Annotated in this window: 9 protein-coding genes; 3 read left to right on the top strand and 6 right to left on the bottom strand. The window is 63.6% G+C overall.

What is annotated here, in order from left to right; translation table 11 throughout:
• Nucleotides 1-83: 83 nt before the first annotated feature.
• From EAH73_RS22590 to EAH73_RS22605, 4 genes are all read right to left on the bottom strand, one after another.
• Nucleotides 84-2,702, bottom strand: coding sequence for a M14 family metallopeptidase (locus tag EAH73_RS22590; RefSeq protein ID WP_140469706.1), 2,619 nt, complete (start codon nucleotides 2,700-2,702; stop codon nucleotides 84-86).
• A 318-nt stretch (nucleotides 2,703-3,020) separates the two neighbouring features.
• The gene (locus EAH73_RS22595) at nucleotides 3,021-3,689 is read right to left on the bottom strand and encodes a DUF3823 domain-containing protein (protein WP_140469707.1); all 669 of its coding nucleotides are present in this window, start codon (nucleotides 3,687-3,689) and stop codon (nucleotides 3,021-3,023) included.
• Nucleotides 3,690-3,696: 7 nt separating this feature from the next.
• Complete coding sequence (locus EAH73_RS22600) at nucleotides 3,697-5,544, bottom strand: RagB/SusD family nutrient uptake outer membrane protein (RefSeq protein ID WP_140469708.1); 1,848 nt, start codon at nucleotides 5,542-5,544, stop codon at nucleotides 3,697-3,699.
• Between the two features lie 13 nt (nucleotides 5,545-5,557).
• Nucleotides 5,558-8,734, bottom strand: coding sequence for a SusC/RagA family TonB-linked outer membrane protein (locus EAH73_RS22605; protein WP_240047373.1), 3,177 nt, complete (start codon nucleotides 8,732-8,734; stop codon nucleotides 5,558-5,560).
• A gap of 667 nt (nucleotides 8,735-9,401) precedes the next feature.
• On the opposite strand from EAH73_RS22605, the gene EAH73_RS22610 reads away from it, so the two are divergent.
• Nucleotides 9,402-11,456, top strand: coding sequence for a S9 family peptidase (locus tag EAH73_RS22610; RefSeq protein ID WP_140469710.1), 2,055 nt, complete (start codon nucleotides 9,402-9,404; stop codon nucleotides 11,454-11,456).
• 222 nt (nucleotides 11,457-11,678) lie between these two features.
• A complete protein-coding gene (locus EAH73_RS22615) occupies nucleotides 11,679-12,392 on the top strand; it encodes a hypothetical protein (RefSeq protein WP_140469711.1) in 714 nt (237 codons plus the stop codon).
• Nucleotides 12,393-12,504: 112 nt separating this feature from the next.
• Here the strand turns inward: EAH73_RS22615 and EAH73_RS22620 are convergent, their stop codons facing one another.
• Nucleotides 12,505-15,471 carry a leucine--tRNA ligase gene (locus tag EAH73_RS22620; RefSeq protein WP_140469712.1) on the bottom strand — a complete coding sequence of 989 codons (2,967 nt, stop codon included), beginning with the start codon at nucleotides 15,469-15,471 and terminating at the stop codon, nucleotides 12,505-12,507.
• A gap of 169 nt (nucleotides 15,472-15,640) precedes the next feature.
• On the opposite strand from EAH73_RS22620, the gene dnaG reads away from it, so the two are divergent.
• Complete coding sequence (dnaG, locus tag EAH73_RS22625; RefSeq protein ID WP_140469713.1) at nucleotides 15,641-17,713, top strand: DNA primase; 2,073 nt, start codon at nucleotides 15,641-15,643, stop codon at nucleotides 17,711-17,713.
• Between the two features lie 33 nt (nucleotides 17,714-17,746).
• On the opposite strand, the gene EAH73_RS22630 is transcribed toward dnaG, so the two are convergent.
• The gene (locus EAH73_RS22630; protein ID WP_140469714.1) at nucleotides 17,747-18,196 is read right to left on the bottom strand and encodes a hypothetical protein; all 450 of its coding nucleotides are present in this window, start codon (nucleotides 18,194-18,196) and stop codon (nucleotides 17,747-17,749) included.
• Nucleotides 18,197-18,440: the final 244 nt, after the last annotated feature.

Below are 18,440 nucleotides of genomic sequence, written 5' to 3' on the forward strand. Positions count from 1 at the left end.
GCCGGCCCGGGGGCCCTATTCCCACAAAAAAGCCCCGCCGATGCGCATCGGCGGGGCTTTTTTATGGGAATGGGGCCCCCGGGCTATTGCCCAACCAGGAACACGGCGTTGCCGAACAGCAGCTTGCCGCTCTGCCAGAAGGCGCGGAACAAGGGGTTGTCGCCGAGGTAGACGATTTGGCCGCGGCCCAGGTCTTGCTCGCCCAGTACGAGCGTGTCCACCAGCTCTTTACGGGCCTTGGTGCCGGCGTAGCCCGAGTAGTAGCCGTCCTTCTTGATGACGCCCACGTTCCAGCCACCCTTGCCCAGGAAGCGGTAGCTGAGCGGCGTGCGGACCAGGGCCGAATACGTGTCGCCGTAGCCGAAGGCCAGCGGGTGCGTGTTGTCGAGCTGCACGCGGTAGATGGTGCCCAGGGCCTGGTCCTCCGTGCCTTCGCGGTCGGCGTTGCCGTAGCGGCGCAGGGGCAGGTAAGGGTTGGTTTTCTCCGCCTTCTTGAGGGCCACGGAGTCAGCGGGCTTGGCTTTGAGCAGGAAATCCTTCTTGTTGGCCAGGAATTTCATGCCGCCTTCCATGGCGATGAGCTTGCCGCCGCCGCGCACCCAGGCCTTGAGGCTTTCGAGGGCCTTGTCGGGGTAGATATCGGCGTAGTTACCGTCGGGCAGGATGAGGACGTCGATTTTAGTCATGTTTACCCGGCTCAGATAATCGGTGCCAAGCACCGTGATGGGGTAGCCGAGCTGCTGCTCGAAAAAGTGCCACACCTCGCCGAAGGCCGTGGCGTCGACGCCGGGGCCCGCCACCACGGCCACCGTGGGCTGCTTCACAAAGTGCACCGTGCCCGAGCCCAGGTCGCGCCCGGTGGTGGAGAAGCCCGTTTTCACGGCCTGCACCACGGTGCCCGCCGAGTCGGCCTGGGCCCGCACAATCTGGTCGAATTTGGGCCCCAAGGCCTCGTTGCCGGTGCGGGTGATGATGAGCGAGCCGGGCGCGTACTTCTGTCCCTCGGCCTCAAAGTCCTTCTCGGCGAAGCGCACTTTCACCTTCTGCTGCAGCAGTTGGCTGAGGAAGCGCACGTCCTGCAAGTTATTCCAGCGGGCCAAGTAGGCGTAGGGGCGGTCGGTGGGGGCGGCGGCGCTGCCCTTCACCACGGCCGGGGCGGGCGTGGGGCCCGAGGCGTCGAGGCGCTGGGCCAGGGCGTAAGCCTTCACCCCGAACGAGTAGGGCAGGGCCCAGGAGGTAATGTCGTACGTGAGCGAATCCTCGAGCTGCGGGCGCGGCTCGAACAGCACCTTCACGAGCGTCGATTTGGGCTGGTACATGCTCACGAGCACGTCGTGGGGCGCAATGTCCACGTCTTCGGTTTTGCCGGAGGCGTAGTTGTAGCCGCGGGTGCGCAGCTTTTTGGGCGCGAAGCCGTAGCTGATTTGCTGGCGCTCGAGGTACTGGGTCAGCATTTTGAGCTGGCCGGGGTCGTTGCCGGAGGCCAGCACGAAGGTTTTGTAGGGCCCCCGGGGCTTGGTTTTGGCGTCGGCGAAGTAGGCCTGGAACTCGCGCAGCAGGTCGTCGTGGCGCTCGGCGGTGGCCTGCAGGGTGGCGCGGCTAGCGGCGTGGTGGTGGGCAATGCGCTGGGCCAGGGTAAGGGTGTCGCCGTCGAGGCGGGCGTAGCGCACGCCCGCGGGGCCCCCGCCGCCCTGCTCGTACGTCATGCCGATGGCCCCGTTGAAGCTGGGCCACGTGTCGCCGTAGGTGGGGGCGAACAAATCGTAGGTTTCGCGGGTGAAGTACAGCCAGTTGTTCTTGTCGAACGTGGCCCGGTTGTAGTCGCCAATGATGCCCTGGAACTTGCGTTGGAAGGGCGTGATGTCGGCGTGGTAGGGCTTGGCGGCGGGCGAGAAGTAGTAGGAGTTGTTGGGCCCCATCTCGTGGAAGTCGGCGTGCACCTGGGGCAGCCACTGGTTATACAGCACGATGCGCTGGCGGCTTTCCTGCTGGGTTTGCCAGGCCCAGTCGCGGTTTAGGTCGAAGTAGTAGTGGTTGTAGCGGCCGCCGGGCCAGGGCTCGTGGTGCTCCCAGGAGTCGGGGCCGGCGTTGGGGTTTTGGTTGCGCACGCGGTTGTACCAGTTGGCGTAGCGGTCGTGGCCGTCGGGGTTCACGCACGGGTCGATGACGACGACCGTATTCTTCAGCCAGCCCTGCATTTGCGCATCCTGGGGGTTGGCCAGGTCGTACAGCACCTGCAGCACGGCTTCCGAGCTCACGGCTTCGTTGCCGTGCACGTTGTAGCTCATCCAGCACACGGCCGGCATGGTGCGGCTGGCCGCGCCGCTTTCGAGGCCGGCGAGGCGGCGGTCGTTGCGCTTCACGGCGTCGAGCTGGCCGAAATTTTCGGCGCTGCCAACCTCGATGACTTCCAGGGTCCGCTTCTCGTAGGTTTTGCCGTAGGGCACCACCCGCATGCGGCCGGGCGCGTGGGCCACCACGTGGGCGGCGTAGCGCAGCACGTCGGCCTGGGGCGTGAACTGGCTGCCCAGCGCGTAGCCCAGAAACTGGTCGGGTGTGAGCAGGGGCCCCGCGGCGTCGGCCGGGGCGGTTTGAAGCGGGGCGGTTTGGGCGGTGCCGGCCAGGGGCAAGGCCAAGGCCAGCAGTAGCCCGCGGGCGCCCCGGGCGAGGGCGCGCCCACCAAGAAGTAGCGTATGCAGCATAGAAAAAGTTGGTTTTTACCCAGAAAAAACCGGGGGTGATGGCCGCAAAGATGCAATCCGCTCGGCCGCCTACCCACTTTTTTATCCCCACCGCCCGCTGGGGCCCCTAAAAAAAGCGGCAATGGGCTAAAATGCTGTAGTCTGGCGGATTGCCCGGCGGGCCACGCTGGCCGCGGCCGGGGCCCCTGTTCAATTAGCAGCGTGGCCCGACGAAGCCCGGCGGGCAATCCGCCGGGCTATCCTGGTTTAGGCCACTACCAAAAAGCCCCGCCACGTTACCGCAGCGGGGCTTTTTGGGGCCCCCAGCGGGGCGAGGGGTTACAGGTCCAGCTTCTGCACCGGCGAGTACAGCAGCTCGCCCACCCCCTGGATGCGCACGCCCACGCGGGCATAAATCGCGCCCTTGGCACCGCCCGGAATGGCCGTCGTCAGGCTAACGGGCGTGGCCAGGTCGGTGATGGTGGCGCCGCTCTTGCTGCTGGCGGCCGCCTGGTTGGATACGTCCACAAACTGGGTGTAACCCAGGAAAAGCACCACCTCGTCGATGGTGCGGGTGCCCACCTTGTTCACCAACACGCTGGCCGTCACGTTGCTGCCCGACTTGGCAATGGTGGTGGTGCCCAGGGTGTAGTAGGGCTGCACGGGCACGTCGACCACGGTGTTGCCCTGCACCTGCACCGTGATGCTGTCGGTCTGGTTTTGCCAGGGGCCGTTGTCGCGCAGGCGGGTCAGCTTGTACTCACCGTCGAACAGGGTGGCCGAATAGCTGCCGTCCTGCGCCACAAACACCTGGATCTTGTTGCGGAAAAATTCGCCGCGCTGCCACAGCTCCAGCTGCACATTGCCGCCGCCGCGCACGTTGAGGGCCTGGTTTTGGTAGGTGATGCGCCCGCTCAGCTGCGAGGAGGGGGGCGCCACGTTGTCCTTGGAGCAGCCGGCCGCCAGCAGTCCCAGCCCGGCCAGCGTCAGTAATACGAGTCGTTTCATGGGGAGCTTATTCAAAGGGGTTGCGAACAATCTTGGGGTTGGCGTTGCGGATGCCGTTGCCCAGGAAGGTGTAGTAGTTGAAAAGCTGGAAGTTGCGCGGCGTACGGTAGCGCTGCGAGAGCTGCTTGTCGAACACGTACTTGCCGTCGAGGGGGCTGCCGGGCCGTACCACGCGGTACGGGAACAGGATGTAGGCGTTGGCCGAGGGGGTGTTGGGGCTGCCGTCCCACACCTTGTGGGCAATGCGCCAGCGCTTGAGGTCCCACACGCGGTGGTCTTCGAAGGCCAGCTCCACGCGGCGCTCGTTTTGCAGGCGCTCCAGGGTAAGGGTGGTCAGGGGCTTGGTGAAGCCGGCCCGGGCGCGCACCTGGTTCACGTAGGTGAGGGCCTCGGTGGTGTTGCCTAGCTCGAGGTCGGCCTCGGCGGCGTTGAGCAGGATTTCGCCCAGGCGGAAGCGCACCCACCACGTATCGGAGCGAATGCCGCGGGTGCTGGCCCCGGCGCCCGAGTCGATGTACTTGCGCAGGTAGAAGCCCGAGTTTGACACGTCCTGCTGGCTGGGCTGGGGCCCCGAACTGCCGGTTTGCAGCTTGCCGTCGGTGTAGAGGCTGCCCAGGCCGCCCTCGATGTTGGTGTACGAACTGCTGGTGGCGTTCCAGACCTTCACGCCGGCCTGGATCTGCACTTCCTGGCCCTTGAAGGTGGTGCCGGGGTAGATGACCGTGCCGTAGAGGCGGGCGTCCTTGTTCTGGAAGGGCCCGCTCAGGTTGTCGTAGTAGACGTAGTCGGTGCCAGCCGCGTTGCGCACCTTCAGCTCGCCCGAGCTGCCGTCGAGGTATTCAAAGGCCTCCACCAGGTTGAGGATGGGCGTGGTGGCCGACGAGCTGAGGTTGTCCTCGCGGATGCCCCGGGCAATGTTGTCGTAGGTGAAGGCGTGGCGGTAGTCCTTGGCCACCAAAAAGTCCTTCACCCAGATGGCTTCCGGGTTGCTGTTTTTGCGGGTAATGGCCTCGTAGAAGTTCTCGCCCAGGTTGGGGTTGCTCTTGTAGAGGGCATAGGGCCCGGCAATTACCTCCTTGGCGGCGGCCAGCGACTTCTGGTAGTAGCTGGTGGCCAGGTTGGCCGGGATGCCCACCTCGCCGCCCGGCGTCATGATGTTGAGGCCCGACGCGGCGTTATACTTGGCGATGGAGGCGGCGTAGAGCATGGCCCGGCACTTGAGGGCCATGGCCGTGTAGGAGTTGGCGCGCGTAACGCTGCCGGTGTTGCCCAGCGTGCCCTTGATGGCGTCCAACTCACTGGCCACGAAGTCGTACACCTCGGTTTCCTTGCTGCGCGCCACTTGCAGGGGGGTAGTGTCGCCGCTGTTGTCGTACACGAGCTGCGACGTGACGATGGGCACGCCGCCGTAGCGCTTGGCCAGCTCAAAGTACATGTAGGCCCGGATGAAGCGGAACTCGGCCTTGAACTGCTCCTTCTGCGTGGCCGAGAGGGCCGTGCTCTTCGTGTCGAGGCCGTCCAGTGCCAGGTTGATGTCGCGGATAAGGCCGTAGTCCCAGCCGCCCCAGCGGAAGGCGTCGAAGGTGAACAGGTCGTTGGGGTAGTTGTTGTAGCCCGACCACATGGCCTCGTCGTAGGCCGAAAAATCAACCCAGCCGTTGTAGATGGTGGTGTGCACCGGCAGGCGGTCGTAGTAGTTGGCCATCAGGCCGTTGATCAGCCCCGCGTCGTTCCAGAGCTGCGAGTCGAGGATGATGTTGGGCGGGGTGCGGTCCAGGAAGTCCTTCTGGCAGCTGGTGCTCAGGCCCAGCAGCAGGGCCGCGCTCAGGGCCAGCGGTTTAAACGTCAGTTTCATGGGAAGGGGGAGCTTAGAAGGTTACCGAGAAGCCCGTGTTGATCAGGCGCTGCACGGGGTATTGCAGGCCGTTGCCGGAGGCTACTTCGGGGTCCACGTCGATGTCGCTGAGGGTGCTGAAGGTGAGCAGGTTGGTGGCGTTCACGTACACGCGCACGCCCTGCAGGCCAGCCCGGCTAATCAGGCTTTTGGGCAGGTTGTAGCCCAGCTCCACGTTGCGCAGGCGAACGTAGCGCACGGTCTTGATCCAGAAGTCGTTGTTGCGGAAGTTGTTGCCGCCGCCGTCGCGCCGGATGGACGGGTTTTTGCCGGGTACCCAGGGGCTGTCCACGTTGTAGGGGTCGGCGTGGTGCCAGCGGTCCTCGAAGGTGTAGGCCGGCGAGGTGCCGTTGTTCTGGAACGGAATCAGCAGCTCGTAGGCGCGCTGGAAGGTTTGCATGCCGGCGCCCACCACGTCGATGTTGAGGGAGAAGTTCTTGTAGCCGAAGCTGGTGTTGAGGGCGTAGGTCACCAGGGGCTGCCCGCCCTGGAGGTAGCCGATGGGGCGCTCGTCGAGGCCGTTAATCACGCCGTCGCCGTTCACGTCCTTGTAAATCAGGTCGCCCGGCAGTTGGGTGCGGTTGCCCTGGTTGTCGTTGTCCACCTTGTGGTCAGCAATTTCCTGCTGCGACTGGAACTGCCCCTCCACTTGGTAGCCCCAGCCGATGTCGCCCCAGCGGTTTTCGTAGCCGTTGCGGTAGCGGTCGTAGGAGTTGCCGAAGCGCTGGCCGTAGCTCAGGTCGAAGCGCCGGGCCAGGGTGGCGTGGGCCCCCACCGAGTAGGTGAAGCCGCTGGTGGTGCCGCCCGAGTAGGTCAGGCCGCCCTCCAGGCCCTTCGTCTCATCGGAGTTCCGGTTTTCCTGGTTGAGGCTGTAGCCTACCTCTTGCGGCAGTACTACGTTGGGGTTCAGGCCGGGTAGGCCTTCGCGGCGGCGGCGGAAGATGTCGAACGTACCCGCAAGCTTGCCCCCAAACAGGCCAAAGTCCACGCCTACGTTAACCGTCTTATTGCGTACCCACGAGAGGGTGGTGATGGGCAGGCCGCGCGGCCGCACCCCAATCACGTAGTTGCCGTTGAGCACCGATGCGCCCGAGCCAAAGTCGTAGCCCTGGTAGTAGCTATAGGGGGCCAGGCCGTTGGGGTCGCTGCCCGTCAGGCCGTAGCTGCCGCGCAGCTTAAGCTCGGTGAGTACGCGGCCGATGCCGTTGTCCTTGATGAAGGATTCCTCCGCGATGCGGTAGCCAGCCGTGGCGGCCGGGAAGAAGCCGAAGCGGCTGCCGGGCGCAAACAGCCACGAGCCGTCGTAGCGGCCCAGCACCTCCAGCAAGTACTTCTGCTTGTAGTTGTAGCCCACGCGGCCCACGTAGCCGGCCCGCGCCGTTTCATTAATCTCGTCGTAGAGGTAGTCTTGGTTCGAAAAATACTGGAGCGGAATGGTGTTGTTGGGCGGTACGGTGTGCACCACGTTGTAGCGGTTGTCGCTATCGAAGCGCTCGTAGGCGGCCGTGGCGGCCAGGCCGTGGTCGCCAAACTGCTTGTTGTAGTTGAGCTGCAGCTGCCCGAAGCGCTCGATGACGGCGCGGCGGTGCGTTTCGCGCCAGGGGTTCTGGTTGCCGCCCGTCTGGTCGTAGTTCTGGGTCGTCGGGTTGTAGGTATAGGCGTTGTAGGTGTACTCGAAGCCGCTGAACGTGTTGGCGGTGTAGTTGTACGAGCCGGTGGCCCGTACGCTCAGCCCAAAGTCAAAGTCATATTGGCCGTACAGGTTGGCTTTGGCGGCGCGGTAGTCGTCGTCGCCGTAGCCCGTCACGGCCTCTTTGTAAGTGGCCGGGTTCACGTTCACGCTGTGCGTGTTGTTGATGTAGGCGGGGTTGTCGTTGGCGTAGGGGGCCTCGGTGGGCCACATCGAGAACACGCTCAAAAACGGGTTGAAATAGTCGTCGATGCCGGGCACGCCCACCGTGTGGCGGCGCTCGAGGCGCCCGTAAATCTGGGTGCCGATGCGCAGCTTCGGGGTCACCTTGGCCTCCAGGTTCGACTGAATGTTGTAGCGGCGGAAGAAGTAGTCCTCCAGCAGCGCCTTCTGGTCGAGGTAGCTGCCCGAGAGGTAGTAGCTCACGTTGTCGCTCGAGCCCGACACGCTGGCGTTGCCGTAGAGCTGCGGCACGTTGGGCCGGAAAATCTCCTTGTAGTAGTCGTAGCTCTTGTAGCCCGGCTCGGTGCCCTGGCGCCACTTCTCCAGCTCGTCGGCCGTCAGGATTTTGCCCGATACCGGGTCTTTCACGGGGTTGGGGGCCCGGTGCTGCTGCTCGGCGTTGTTCTGCTCCGACTCCACCAGGGCCCGCTGGTGCTGGTAGGCGTTGGCCGGGTGCGGGAAGGTGGTGTAGTTCTGGATGCCGTAGTAGCCGTTGACGTTGATCACCGGTTTGCCCAGCTTGCCGCGCTTGGTGGTGACCAGGATGACGCCGTTGGCCGCCCGCATGCCGTAGATGGCGGCCGAGGCATCCTTGAGCACCGACACGCTTTCAATGTCGTTCAGGCCCAGGTTGTTGAACGCGCCCACGTCCGACTGTACCCCGTCGATGACGTAGAGCGGGTCGCCGAGGTTGCGGATCTGGATGCTGGTGCCGTTGCCGGGGCGGGCATCGGCCTGGCGGCCCGTCACGCCCGGGATGCGGCCCACCAGGGCGGTGGTAGCGGCCACGGCCGGCGTACGCACCAGCTCGGCATCGCTCACCTTGCCCACGGCCCCCGTGATGGTGGCGCGCGACTGCGTGCCGTAGCCCACCACCACCACGTCGTCGAGCGAGGTGTCCTCGGCCTCCAGCTTCACCGCCACCCGCGCATCGCCCGTCACGGGGATTTCCTGCCGCCGGAAGCCCACAAACGAAATCACCAGCACCGCACCCGTATCGGGGGCCTTGAGCCGAAAGCGGCCCTGCTCGTCGGTAACAGTACCCTTGGAAGTGCCCTTCAGCAGGACGTTGACGCCCGGCAGCGGCTCGCCCTTGGTGTCGGTGACGGTACCCAGCACCTCAATCTCGGCCACGGCCAGCCGGGCGGCGGCCAGCAAGGGCGGTGCGCTGGCCCGGCTCGGCTCGCCAGGGGCCCCGGCGGCCACGCCAACGGTAGCGCACCAAGCCAGCGGAACCAAGGAAAAACGAAAAGCACGACGCGCCTTCCCATCGGGTATTGTACGTTGCATAAGGTGTTCGTTTAGTGAGGAACAAACATATACAATCGTTTGTGTACGTCATAATACTTTCGCAATCACCGCTGGTATGAACGGGCTTTTATACTAGTATTTGTAAAGTTAAATAATTGATTAACTGTTTAATATAATGTATTCCCTGCTTAAAACAAAGCAAAAATTATTTTTAATTGTATTTTATCAACTCCATCGTACTATAGTAGCGTGTTAGCTAGAAAATCGTTGTCCTTTGCCGTGGCTGGCCACAGCAGGCAAAGGCCGGGAGAAACGGCAAGAGCAGCGTAGCCACCGCTGCAAAAAAAATGATAAAGCAGCAATTTATTGGCTGTTTCCCGCCTTGCGGTAGCGCTATGCACAATCGTTTGTACAAAGCGCGGGGGCCCTGGTACGGCCGGGCCAGGCCGCCCGGGGCCCCCAGGGCCCCGGTAGCCGCGCCGGGGCCCCGGGGGCCGCAAAAGCGCGGCGGTGGCCCGGGGCGGCTTGCGGTTGGGGCGCAGGTGGGCGTAGTTTAGGGATTCTTCCAGAAATAGTTTGCTTTTAACCGCGGCCGGGCCGGGAAGGTCGGCCGCCTTTTACCGTTTCCGCCCGGCCCCCGGGGGCCCTACTTACTATGAAAAAACTGCTACCCCTGCTGGCCGCCCTGGCCCTGCCGCCGCTGGCCGCCCGCGCCCAGACGGCCCCCGCCCCGCGCCCCCTGAGCCTGCGCGACCTGGCCCAGATGCGCGACGTGGCCGACCCCAACCTCTCGCCCGACGGGGCCTGGGTGGCCTACACCGTGGCCCGCGTGGACACGGCCACCGACAAGCGCGACGCCGACATCTGGATGGCCCGCACCGACGGCAGCCAGAACCTGCGCATCACCACCAACCCGGCCAGCGAAAGCAAGCCCCGCTTCAGCCCCGACGGCAAGTACCTGAGCTTCGTGTCGAGCCGCGGCGAGGACGACGGCGGCAACGCCCAGCTCTGGCTGTTGAACCGCGCCGGCGGTGAGGCCGAGAAAGTCACCAAGCTCAAGGGCAGCGTGTCGGACTACGTGTGGAGCCCCGACGGCCAGCGCATTGCCATGATCCTCAAGGATGCCGACCCCGACTCGCTCACCGCCGCCCAGAAGGTGAAAAAGAAAACCGCGCCGCCCATCGTCATTGATAGGTTCCAGTTCAAGAAGGACGTGGACGGCTACCTCAACCAGCAGCGCCAGCACCTCTACGTGTTCGACGTGGCCACGCGCCGGCTCGTGTGCCTCACCCCGGGGCCCTACGACGAGCACCTGCCCGCCTGGAGCCCCGACGGCAAGCAGCTAGCCTTCAGCAGCAAGCGCGGCCCCGACCCCGACCGCCACGACAACTACGACCTGTTCCTGATCGACGCCAAAGCTGGGGCCCAAGCCCGGCCGCTGCTCGCCACCGACGTGCCCGAGAGCGCGCCCAACTACGGCAGCCGCCCCGTGTGGAGCCCCGACGGCCGCCGCCTCGCCTTCGTGCAGGGCGGCCCCAAGGAGCAGCTCGTGTACGCCCTGCACCAGCTGATGGTGGTGGACGTGGCCGGGGGCCCCGCCCGCGCCCTCACCGCCGGCCTCGACCGCAACACCACCCAGCCCGAGTGGGCCCCCGACGGCAAAAGCCTCTACTTCCTGCTCGAAGACGACCGCGCCGAATCGCTGATGCGGGTGCCGGCCGCCGGCGGCAAGCTGGAGAAAGTGCTGGCCGGCCCGCGCCAGGTGGGCGACTTCGCCATGGCCGCCAAGGGCCAGCTCGTGGTGCTCAGCAGCCAGCCCCAGCAGCCCACCGAGGTGTATGCGCTGGACAAGAAGGGGGCCCTAAAACCGCTCTCGAAGCAGAACGACGCGTGGTTGAAGGGCGTCACGCTCGGCGCCGTCGAGCCCATCCAGGCCAAAAGCAAGGACGGCACGCTGGTGAGCGGCTTCACCATCAAGCCCGTGGGCTACCAGGCGGGGCGCAAGTACCCCACCATCTTGCGCATCCACGGGGGCCCCGTGGCGCAGTTCGGCTACGGCTTTTCGTTTGAGTGGCAATACTTTGCCGCCAACGGCTACGCCGTGGTGGTGGCCAACCCGCGCGGCAGCTCGGGCCGTGGCCTGGAGTACAGTAAGGCCATTTTTGCCGATTGGGGCAATAAGGACACCGACGACGTGCTGGCCGTGGTGGACTACGCCGTGGCCCAGGGCCTGGCCGACCCCGACCGCCTTGGCGTGGGCGGCTGGAGCTACGGCGGCATCATGACCGACCAGGTCATTGCCCGCGACCAGCGCTTCAAAGCGGCCGTGAGCGGCGCCAGCATCGCCAACGTGCTGGCCGGCTACGGCACCGATCAGTACATCCGCGACTACGAAACCGAGCTGGGCACGCCCTGGAAAAATCCCGACGTGTACATGCGCGTCTCGTACCCCTTCTACCACGCCGACCGCATTAAAACGCCCACGCTCTTCGTGTGCGGCGAGAAGGATTTCAACGTGCCCCTGCTCAACACCGAGCAGATGTACCAGGCCCTCAAAAGCCTCAACGTGCCCACCCAACTCGTCATTTACCCCGGTCAATTCCACGGCGTCACCACCCCTAGCTACGTCAAGGACCGCTACGTGCGCTACCTGGGCTGGTACAACAAATACCTCATGCCCAAGGGCACGGCCGCGGCTTCCGGGCAGTAGTCTGGAACTGCTGATTTAAAAAGATCTATCAAAACGAAAAGCCCGCGGCAATTGCCGCGGGCTTTTTTGTTGAAAGCTGTATCTGGCGTAGCCGTTTGGGGCCCCGGAGGAAGTAGGCGTGCTGCGAAGTGGGAAAGCGATATTAGTTTGCTTTCTAAGGCGGTACGTCCATCACCAGTCCAGAATGCTCCTTCGCCTCGAACCTGCAACCGCTTCACTGTCATGACTGCTACCAACCAATCGCTCCGGCTGCTCCAGGTGTGGGTGGGGGCCCTAACGCTGCTGGTGCTGGCCCTGCTGCTGGCGCTGGGCTACTTGCTGCATCAGCAGCCCGGCCGGGAGCTGACAGCCGAACGCATCAACATTGTGGAGCCGGACGGCCAGCTCACAATGGTTATTAGCGGTACCCGGCGGCAGCACCCGGGCATGTTGAGCGGCCGCCCCCTGCCGGCGCGCGCGCGCGGGGCCGGGCTGACATTTTTCAATGAGGCGGGCGACGAGTGCGGTGGCTTGCTCTACAACGGCAACCCGCGCGAGGCCAGCATGGTGTACTCGGTGGACCAGTTTCGCAACGACCAGCTGATGCAGCTGCAATACAGCCAGCGCGCGGGCCCTAGTCAAGTGGTGAGGAGCTACGGCCTGAAGCTCTGGGACCGCAACGACAGCTTCCCACTAGCGCGGGAACTGGCCTACCTCGATTCGCTGGGGGCCCTGCGCGATACCGCCGCCTACCGGCACGGCCTGGCGCAGCTGGTGGCTTCGAACAAATTGGGGCCGGAGCGACTGTTTTTGGGGCGAGCAACCACTGGCGAAACCGGCCTTTTCCTGCGCGATTCTAAGGGCCACGTGCGCCTCAAAATTTACATCGACGCGCACGACCAACCAGTTATGCAGCTCGTTGACGTCACCGGCAAGCCAACGCCTATACGGCGCTAATTATTCGGCTTCTCAATAATTAGTTTAGTGAATTCAGTGATTATTAATTAAAAAGCCCGCGACAATTGCCGCGGGCTTTTTAATTAATAATTGTCGGTGTAATTATTAATAATTACACCACCACGTTCACCATGCGGCCGGGGACTACCACTACTTTCTTCACGGCTTTGCCTTCGCCGAAGCGGGCGAGGAAATCGGATTCGCGGATGGCGGTTTCGATTTCGGCGGCGGTGGCGGTGGCGGCAAACTGGCGCTGGTCGCGCACTTTGCCGTTGATGGCCACGGGGTAAGTCACGTTGGCTTCCACCAGGAACTCCTCGCGGAACTCGGGGTAGGCGGCCTGGCTGATGCTGCCGGGCGCGTGGCCCAGTTCGGCCCACAGCTCCTCGGCCAGGTGCGGGGCAAACGGGGAGAGTAGCAGCGTGAGCGGCTCCAGCACGGCGCGCTTGTGGGTGCCGAGGGCCGTTAGCTCGTTCACGGCAATCATGAAGGTGCTGACGCTGGTGTTGAAGCTGAACTTCTCGATGTCGTGCGCCACCTTTTGGATGACGCGGTGCAAGGTCTTCAACTCGGCGGGCGTGGCGGGCTCGTCCGTCACGGCCAGGGCCCCATCCTCGGGGTGGAAGAGGCGCCAGAACTTCTTAAGGAAGCTGCCCACGCCCGTGATGCCGTTGGTATTCCAAGGCTTGAACTGCTCCAGGGGCCCCAGGAACATTTCGTACAGCCGCAGCGCATCCGCGCCGTATTGTGCTACTAGAACGTCGGGGTTCACAACGTTAAATTTTGCCTTCGACATTTTTTCGACTTCCCAGCCACACAAGTAGCGACCATCGTCTTTAACGAATTCAGCTGAGTTGTAATCGGGCCGCCACTTTTTAAACGCTTCCTTGTCTAATACATCATTATTTACAATGCTGACATCGACGTGCAGCGGAGTTGCTAATTCATGTCGATTTAGTGGTTCAACAGTGTACTGGATTGTACCTGACTGAGGAGCATAATCTTGAATATGCTTGTGTAACTCGCCGCTCAATTCGCCGATTAGCATCCCTCCACCATCGTTTTGAATAGAATCTAAACGGTCTTTGGAAATGAATATGGGTGGTATACCAAGTGACAAAGCTTCAACCACTGATTTCAATTCTCCATTCTCAACTTGGCCAACTTTGTAAATCAATCGATACACAAAATTCGACCGGCCTAGAATCATCCCCTGGTTGATCAGTTTCTGGAACGGCTCGGTGCCGGTTACTAGGCCTAAATCCTTCAGGAACAGGTACCAGAAGCGCGAATACAATAGGTGGCCGGTGGCGTGCTCGGCTCCGCCCATGTAGAGGTCAACTTGGCCCCAGTATTTCTCGGCTTCTTCGGATACGAAGCGGTCGGGGTTTTCGGGGTCCATGTAGCGGAGGTAGTACCAGCTGGAGCCGGCCCAGCCGGGCATGGTGCTCAGCTCGAACTCGTGCTGGCCGCGGTACTTCCAGTCGGTGGCGCGGCCCAGGGGCGGCTCGCCGTGCTCGGTGGGCTTGTACTCGTCGATTTCGGGGAGCACGAGCGGCAGGTCGGCTTCGGCCACGCCGTAGGCGGTGCCGTCCTTATAGTACACCGGGATGGGCTCGCCCCAGTAGCGCTGGCGGCCGAAAATGGCGTCGCGCAGGCGGAAGTTCACCTTGCCCTTGCCCAGGCCCTTCTCTTCGAGGAAGGCGATGAGCGTGGCGGTGGCCTCCTTGTAGCCCATGCCGTTGACGATGCCCGAGTTGATGTAGCGGCCCTCCTTGGTGGGGTCGGCCTGCTGGTCGAGGTCCTTTTGGGCGTCCGAAATGGCCGGGATGGGCAAGTCGAAGTGCTTGGCGAAGAGGTAGTCGCGCTGGTCGCCGCTGGGCACGGCCATCACGGCGCCGGTGCCGTAGCCGGCCAGCACGTAGTCGGCGAGCCAGATGGGCACGGGGGCCCCATCCACGGGGTTGGCGGCGTAGGCCCCGGTGAACACGCCCGATACGTGCTTCACGTCCGACATCCGGTCGCGTTCCGAGCGGCGCTTGGTGGCGGCGATGTACTCGTCCACGGCTCCGCGCTGCGCCGGCGTGGTGAGCTGATCCACCAGCTCGTGCTCGGGGGCCAGCACCAGGAACGTGGCTCCGTAAATGGTGTCCACGCGGGTGGTATACACCTTGATGTCAGCGCCTTCGTGGCCCTGCACCGGGAAGGTAACCTCGGCCCCGATGCTCTTGCCAATCCAGTTGCGCTGCATCTCCTTCACGGCGTCGGGCCAGTCCAAGGTGTTGAGGCCCTGGAGCAAACGGTCGGCGTAGGCGGTGATGCGCAGGTTCCACTGCGGCATGAGGCGGCGCTCCACGGGGTACCCGCCGCGCTCCGAGAGGCCGTCCTTCACCTCGTCGTTGCTGAGCACGGTGCCCAGGCCGGCGCACCAGTTCACGTAGGTGTCCTGCTGGTAGGCCAGGCGGTAGGGGAGGACGGCGGCCAGCTTTTGCTTTTCGGTAAAACTCTGCCACTGGCCGGCCGTGAAGTCGTGGCGGTCTTCGGCCTCGCCAGCGGCGCGCACGCCCGCGCTGCCGCTCGCGGCAAATTTCTCCTGCAAGGTGCGGATGTGCTCGGCCTTATCCGTATCCAGGTTGTACCAGCTGTTAAACAGCTGGAGAAAAATCCACTGCGTCCACTTATAGTACTGCGGGTCGGAGGTGCGCACCTCGCGGCTCCAATCGTAGCTAAAGCCCAGCTGCTGGAGCTGGCGGATGTAGGTTTCGATGTTCTTCTCCGTGGTCACGGCCGGGTGCTGGCCGGTCTGAATGGCGTACTGCTCGGCGGGCAGGCCAAACGAGTCGAACCCCATGGGGTGCAGCACGTTGCGGCCCTGCAGGCGCTGATAGCGGGCCACGATGTCGGAGGCGATGTAGCCCAGCGGGTGCCCCACGTGCAGCCCCGCCCCGGACGGGTACGGGAACATGTCGAGCACGTAGTACTTCGGCTTGCTGGAGTGGTTGTCGGCCTTGAAAGTCTGGTGGGTTTTCCAGTGGGCTTGCCACTTTTTTTCAATCTCCTGGGGGCTGTAGACGGGCATTTCTTCGCTAGTTGAATCAAGCAAAGGTAAAACAAACGGCGGCGGGGGCCCTAGCCCGGCGCGAGCCGCTGGTTTCGGCTCTGCGGCCAGGGCCCCGCCAGCCAGCTCCGCCGGGCCGCCAGGGCCCTAGCCGCGGGCGGGTGTAAATTTGGGTACTTAAGCTGAACCCGTGGCCCGCATCCCCAAAGAACTCGTTGACCAAATAATTCAAACCGCCGACATCGTAGAAGTCGTCGGCGACTTTGTGCAACTCAAGCGCAAGGGCCAGAACCTGTGGGCCCCGTGCCCGTTCCACAACGAAAAGTCGCCGTCGTTTTCCGTCAACCCAGCCAAGGGGTTGTACAAATGCTTCGGCTGCGGCAAGGCCGGCGGCGTGGTGCAGTTCGTGATGGATGTGGAGGGCACCTCCTACGTGGAGGCCCTGAAGTACCTGGCCAAGAAGTACGCCATCACCGTTCAGGAGGAAGAAAAAACGCCCCAGCAGCAGCTGGAGCAGAACGAGCGCGACTCGCAGTTCATCGTATCCAACTGGGCCAAGGACCACTACCACCGCCTGCTGCAAGGCACCGAGGAGGGCATGAGCGTGGGCTACGGCTACCTCAAGGAGCGCGGCCTGAACCTGGCCACCATCCAAACCTTCGAGCTGGGCTACTCACTCGACCAGTGGGACGACCTGCTGAAAAGCGCCACCGCGGCCGGCTACGCGCTGAAATACCTCGAAAAAACCGGCCTCGTCATCAAGCGCGAGGACGACCAAGGACACGACACCGGCCGGCGCTACGACCGGTTCCGGGGCCGGGTGATGTTCCCGATCCACAACATTTCGGGCCGCGTGGTGGGCTTCGGGGCCCGCACCCTGAAGCGCGACGACAAGATGGCGAAGTACCTCAACTCGCCCGAGTCGGAGATTTACCACAAGTCGGACGTGCTCTACGGGCTGTTTCAGGCGCGCCAGGCCATCCGGCAGGAAGAGGTGTGCTACCTCGTGGAAGGCTACCTCGACGTGCTGAGCCTGTACCAGGGCGGCATCAAAAACGTAGTGGCCTCGTCGGGTACGTCGCTCACCGAGGGCCAAATCCGGCTCATCAAGCGGTATTCCGACAACGTGACGGTGCTCTACGACGGCGACGCGGCCGGCATTAAGGCCAGCCTGCGCGGCACCGACCTGCTGCTCGAAGGCGGCCTGAACGTGCGCGTGGTGCTGTTTCCCGACGGCGACGACCCGGACAGCTACATCCGCAAGGTGGGCGACCAGCGCTTCGCCGAGTACATCGAAAAGAGTAGCCAGGACTTCATCACCTTCAAAACCACGCTGGTGGCCCGCGACGCGGCCGGCGACCCGGTGAAGAAGGCCGAGGCCATCCGGCAGGTGCTCACCAGTATCGCTAAGGTGCCCGACGCCATCAAGCGCCAGGTGTTTTTGCAGCAAACGTCGGCCGCGTTCGGCATCGACGAGCAGGTGCTCATCACCGAGTACAACAAGCTGGTGAAGCCCGCCGGGGCCCCCCGCCCGGCCGAGGGTGGGGCCCCCAGCGGCGGTAGTGGTAGTGGTAGTGGTAGCAGCTCTGCGCGCCCCGCTGCGCCGGTGGCCGCCACCCGCGCCCTCACGGCCGAGGAAGAAGCCGAGGCCGCCATGTACGGCGCCTTCGAGCCCGGGGCCCCCGCCGCTGCGCCTTCGGCCGCGCCCACCGAAACGGCCGAAGACGCCGCTGAAACCGACCTGCTGCAAACCTGCGAGCGCGAGGTGCTGCGCCTGTTGGTGCTCTACGCCGCGCGCGAAGTGGACACCGACGTGAGCGTGGCCCAGTACCTGCTAGGCCAGTTGGAGGAGGAGCCGTTTAAAACGCCGCTCTACGCCGAGCTGTGGGCCCTGTGCCGCGAGGAGTTGCTGGCCGGCCGCTTCCCCGAGGCGCGGCAGCTGGGGCAGAGCGGGCGGGCCGATATCCGCCTGCTGGTGTCGGACCTGGCTACCGAGCGCTACGACATCAGCCCTAACTGGCGGGTAAAGGAAATCTACGTCTTCAACGAGGTGGACCTGCCCAAAGTAGCCTGCGATAACGCCGTGCTGCGTCTCAACAAGTGCCACGTGCAACGCGAGTTAAATCGCCGCCTCGAAACCCTGCGCCAACCCATGCTTGACGACGCCGAGCTATTCGAAAACCTGCGCGCCATCAAGGACTTGAAGCAGCTTGACAACCAACTGGCGGCCCTGCTGGGCACGGTCATCCCGCGCGGGGCGTAGGGCCCTGGGGGCCCTAAAACCAGGAACCCTGTGCTACTTAAGCTGTTGCAGCGAACGTTTGGTTTCGCGGTGCGCGCGCTTGATGCGGGCGTTGAGCTGCTTTTGGTTGGCCTTGGTGAGCTTGGCGGGCGACATTTTTACAATGGTCAGCTGGCTGCCGGGCTGGATGGTGAACGGGACATCGGCCGCGCCATCGTAGGCGGCGACGGCGGCGATGGGGCCCGAATCGGCCGGCACGTTGAAGAAAAAGAGGCCATCCGCGTTAGTCGCGCAGGTTTGCTTGGTGCGGGCGAGGCGCACCACGGCACCACCCAGGGGCCCGTTGGGCGTATCAATGCGCCCGGTCAGGGTCACATTACCGGGGTCAGCGGCCGGGGCGGTAGTGGCCGCCGAGGCGGTTGGCTGCGCCTGGGCCCGGGCGGGGCTGGCCCACACAAAGCAAGCGGCGACGAGGCAGGTGCAGGAGATAAAACGCGCAATCATGGCGGGAATAAGTATAGCGTGGTAAAAAATTGAATTAGCGAATAAAGAGGCGGCCGGCGGCGCTGCCCATTTCACTAGCCGGCGACCATAGCGAACCAAGGGAAAAGCAAAAGTGCAAATAATTACGCAAAACTCCAATAAGGTTTAAATAAGACTATTTAAAGTAAATAAGGCGAAATATAATCTAAATCACGTATTAACAGCCCATAAAATTGCATTAACCCCGGCCAACCCCAGGGCTGTA

It is taken from the genome of Hymenobacter nivis (assembly GCF_006439025.1).
Taxonomy (GTDB): domain Bacteria; phylum Bacteroidota; class Bacteroidia; order Cytophagales; family Hymenobacteraceae; genus Hymenobacter; species Hymenobacter nivis_A.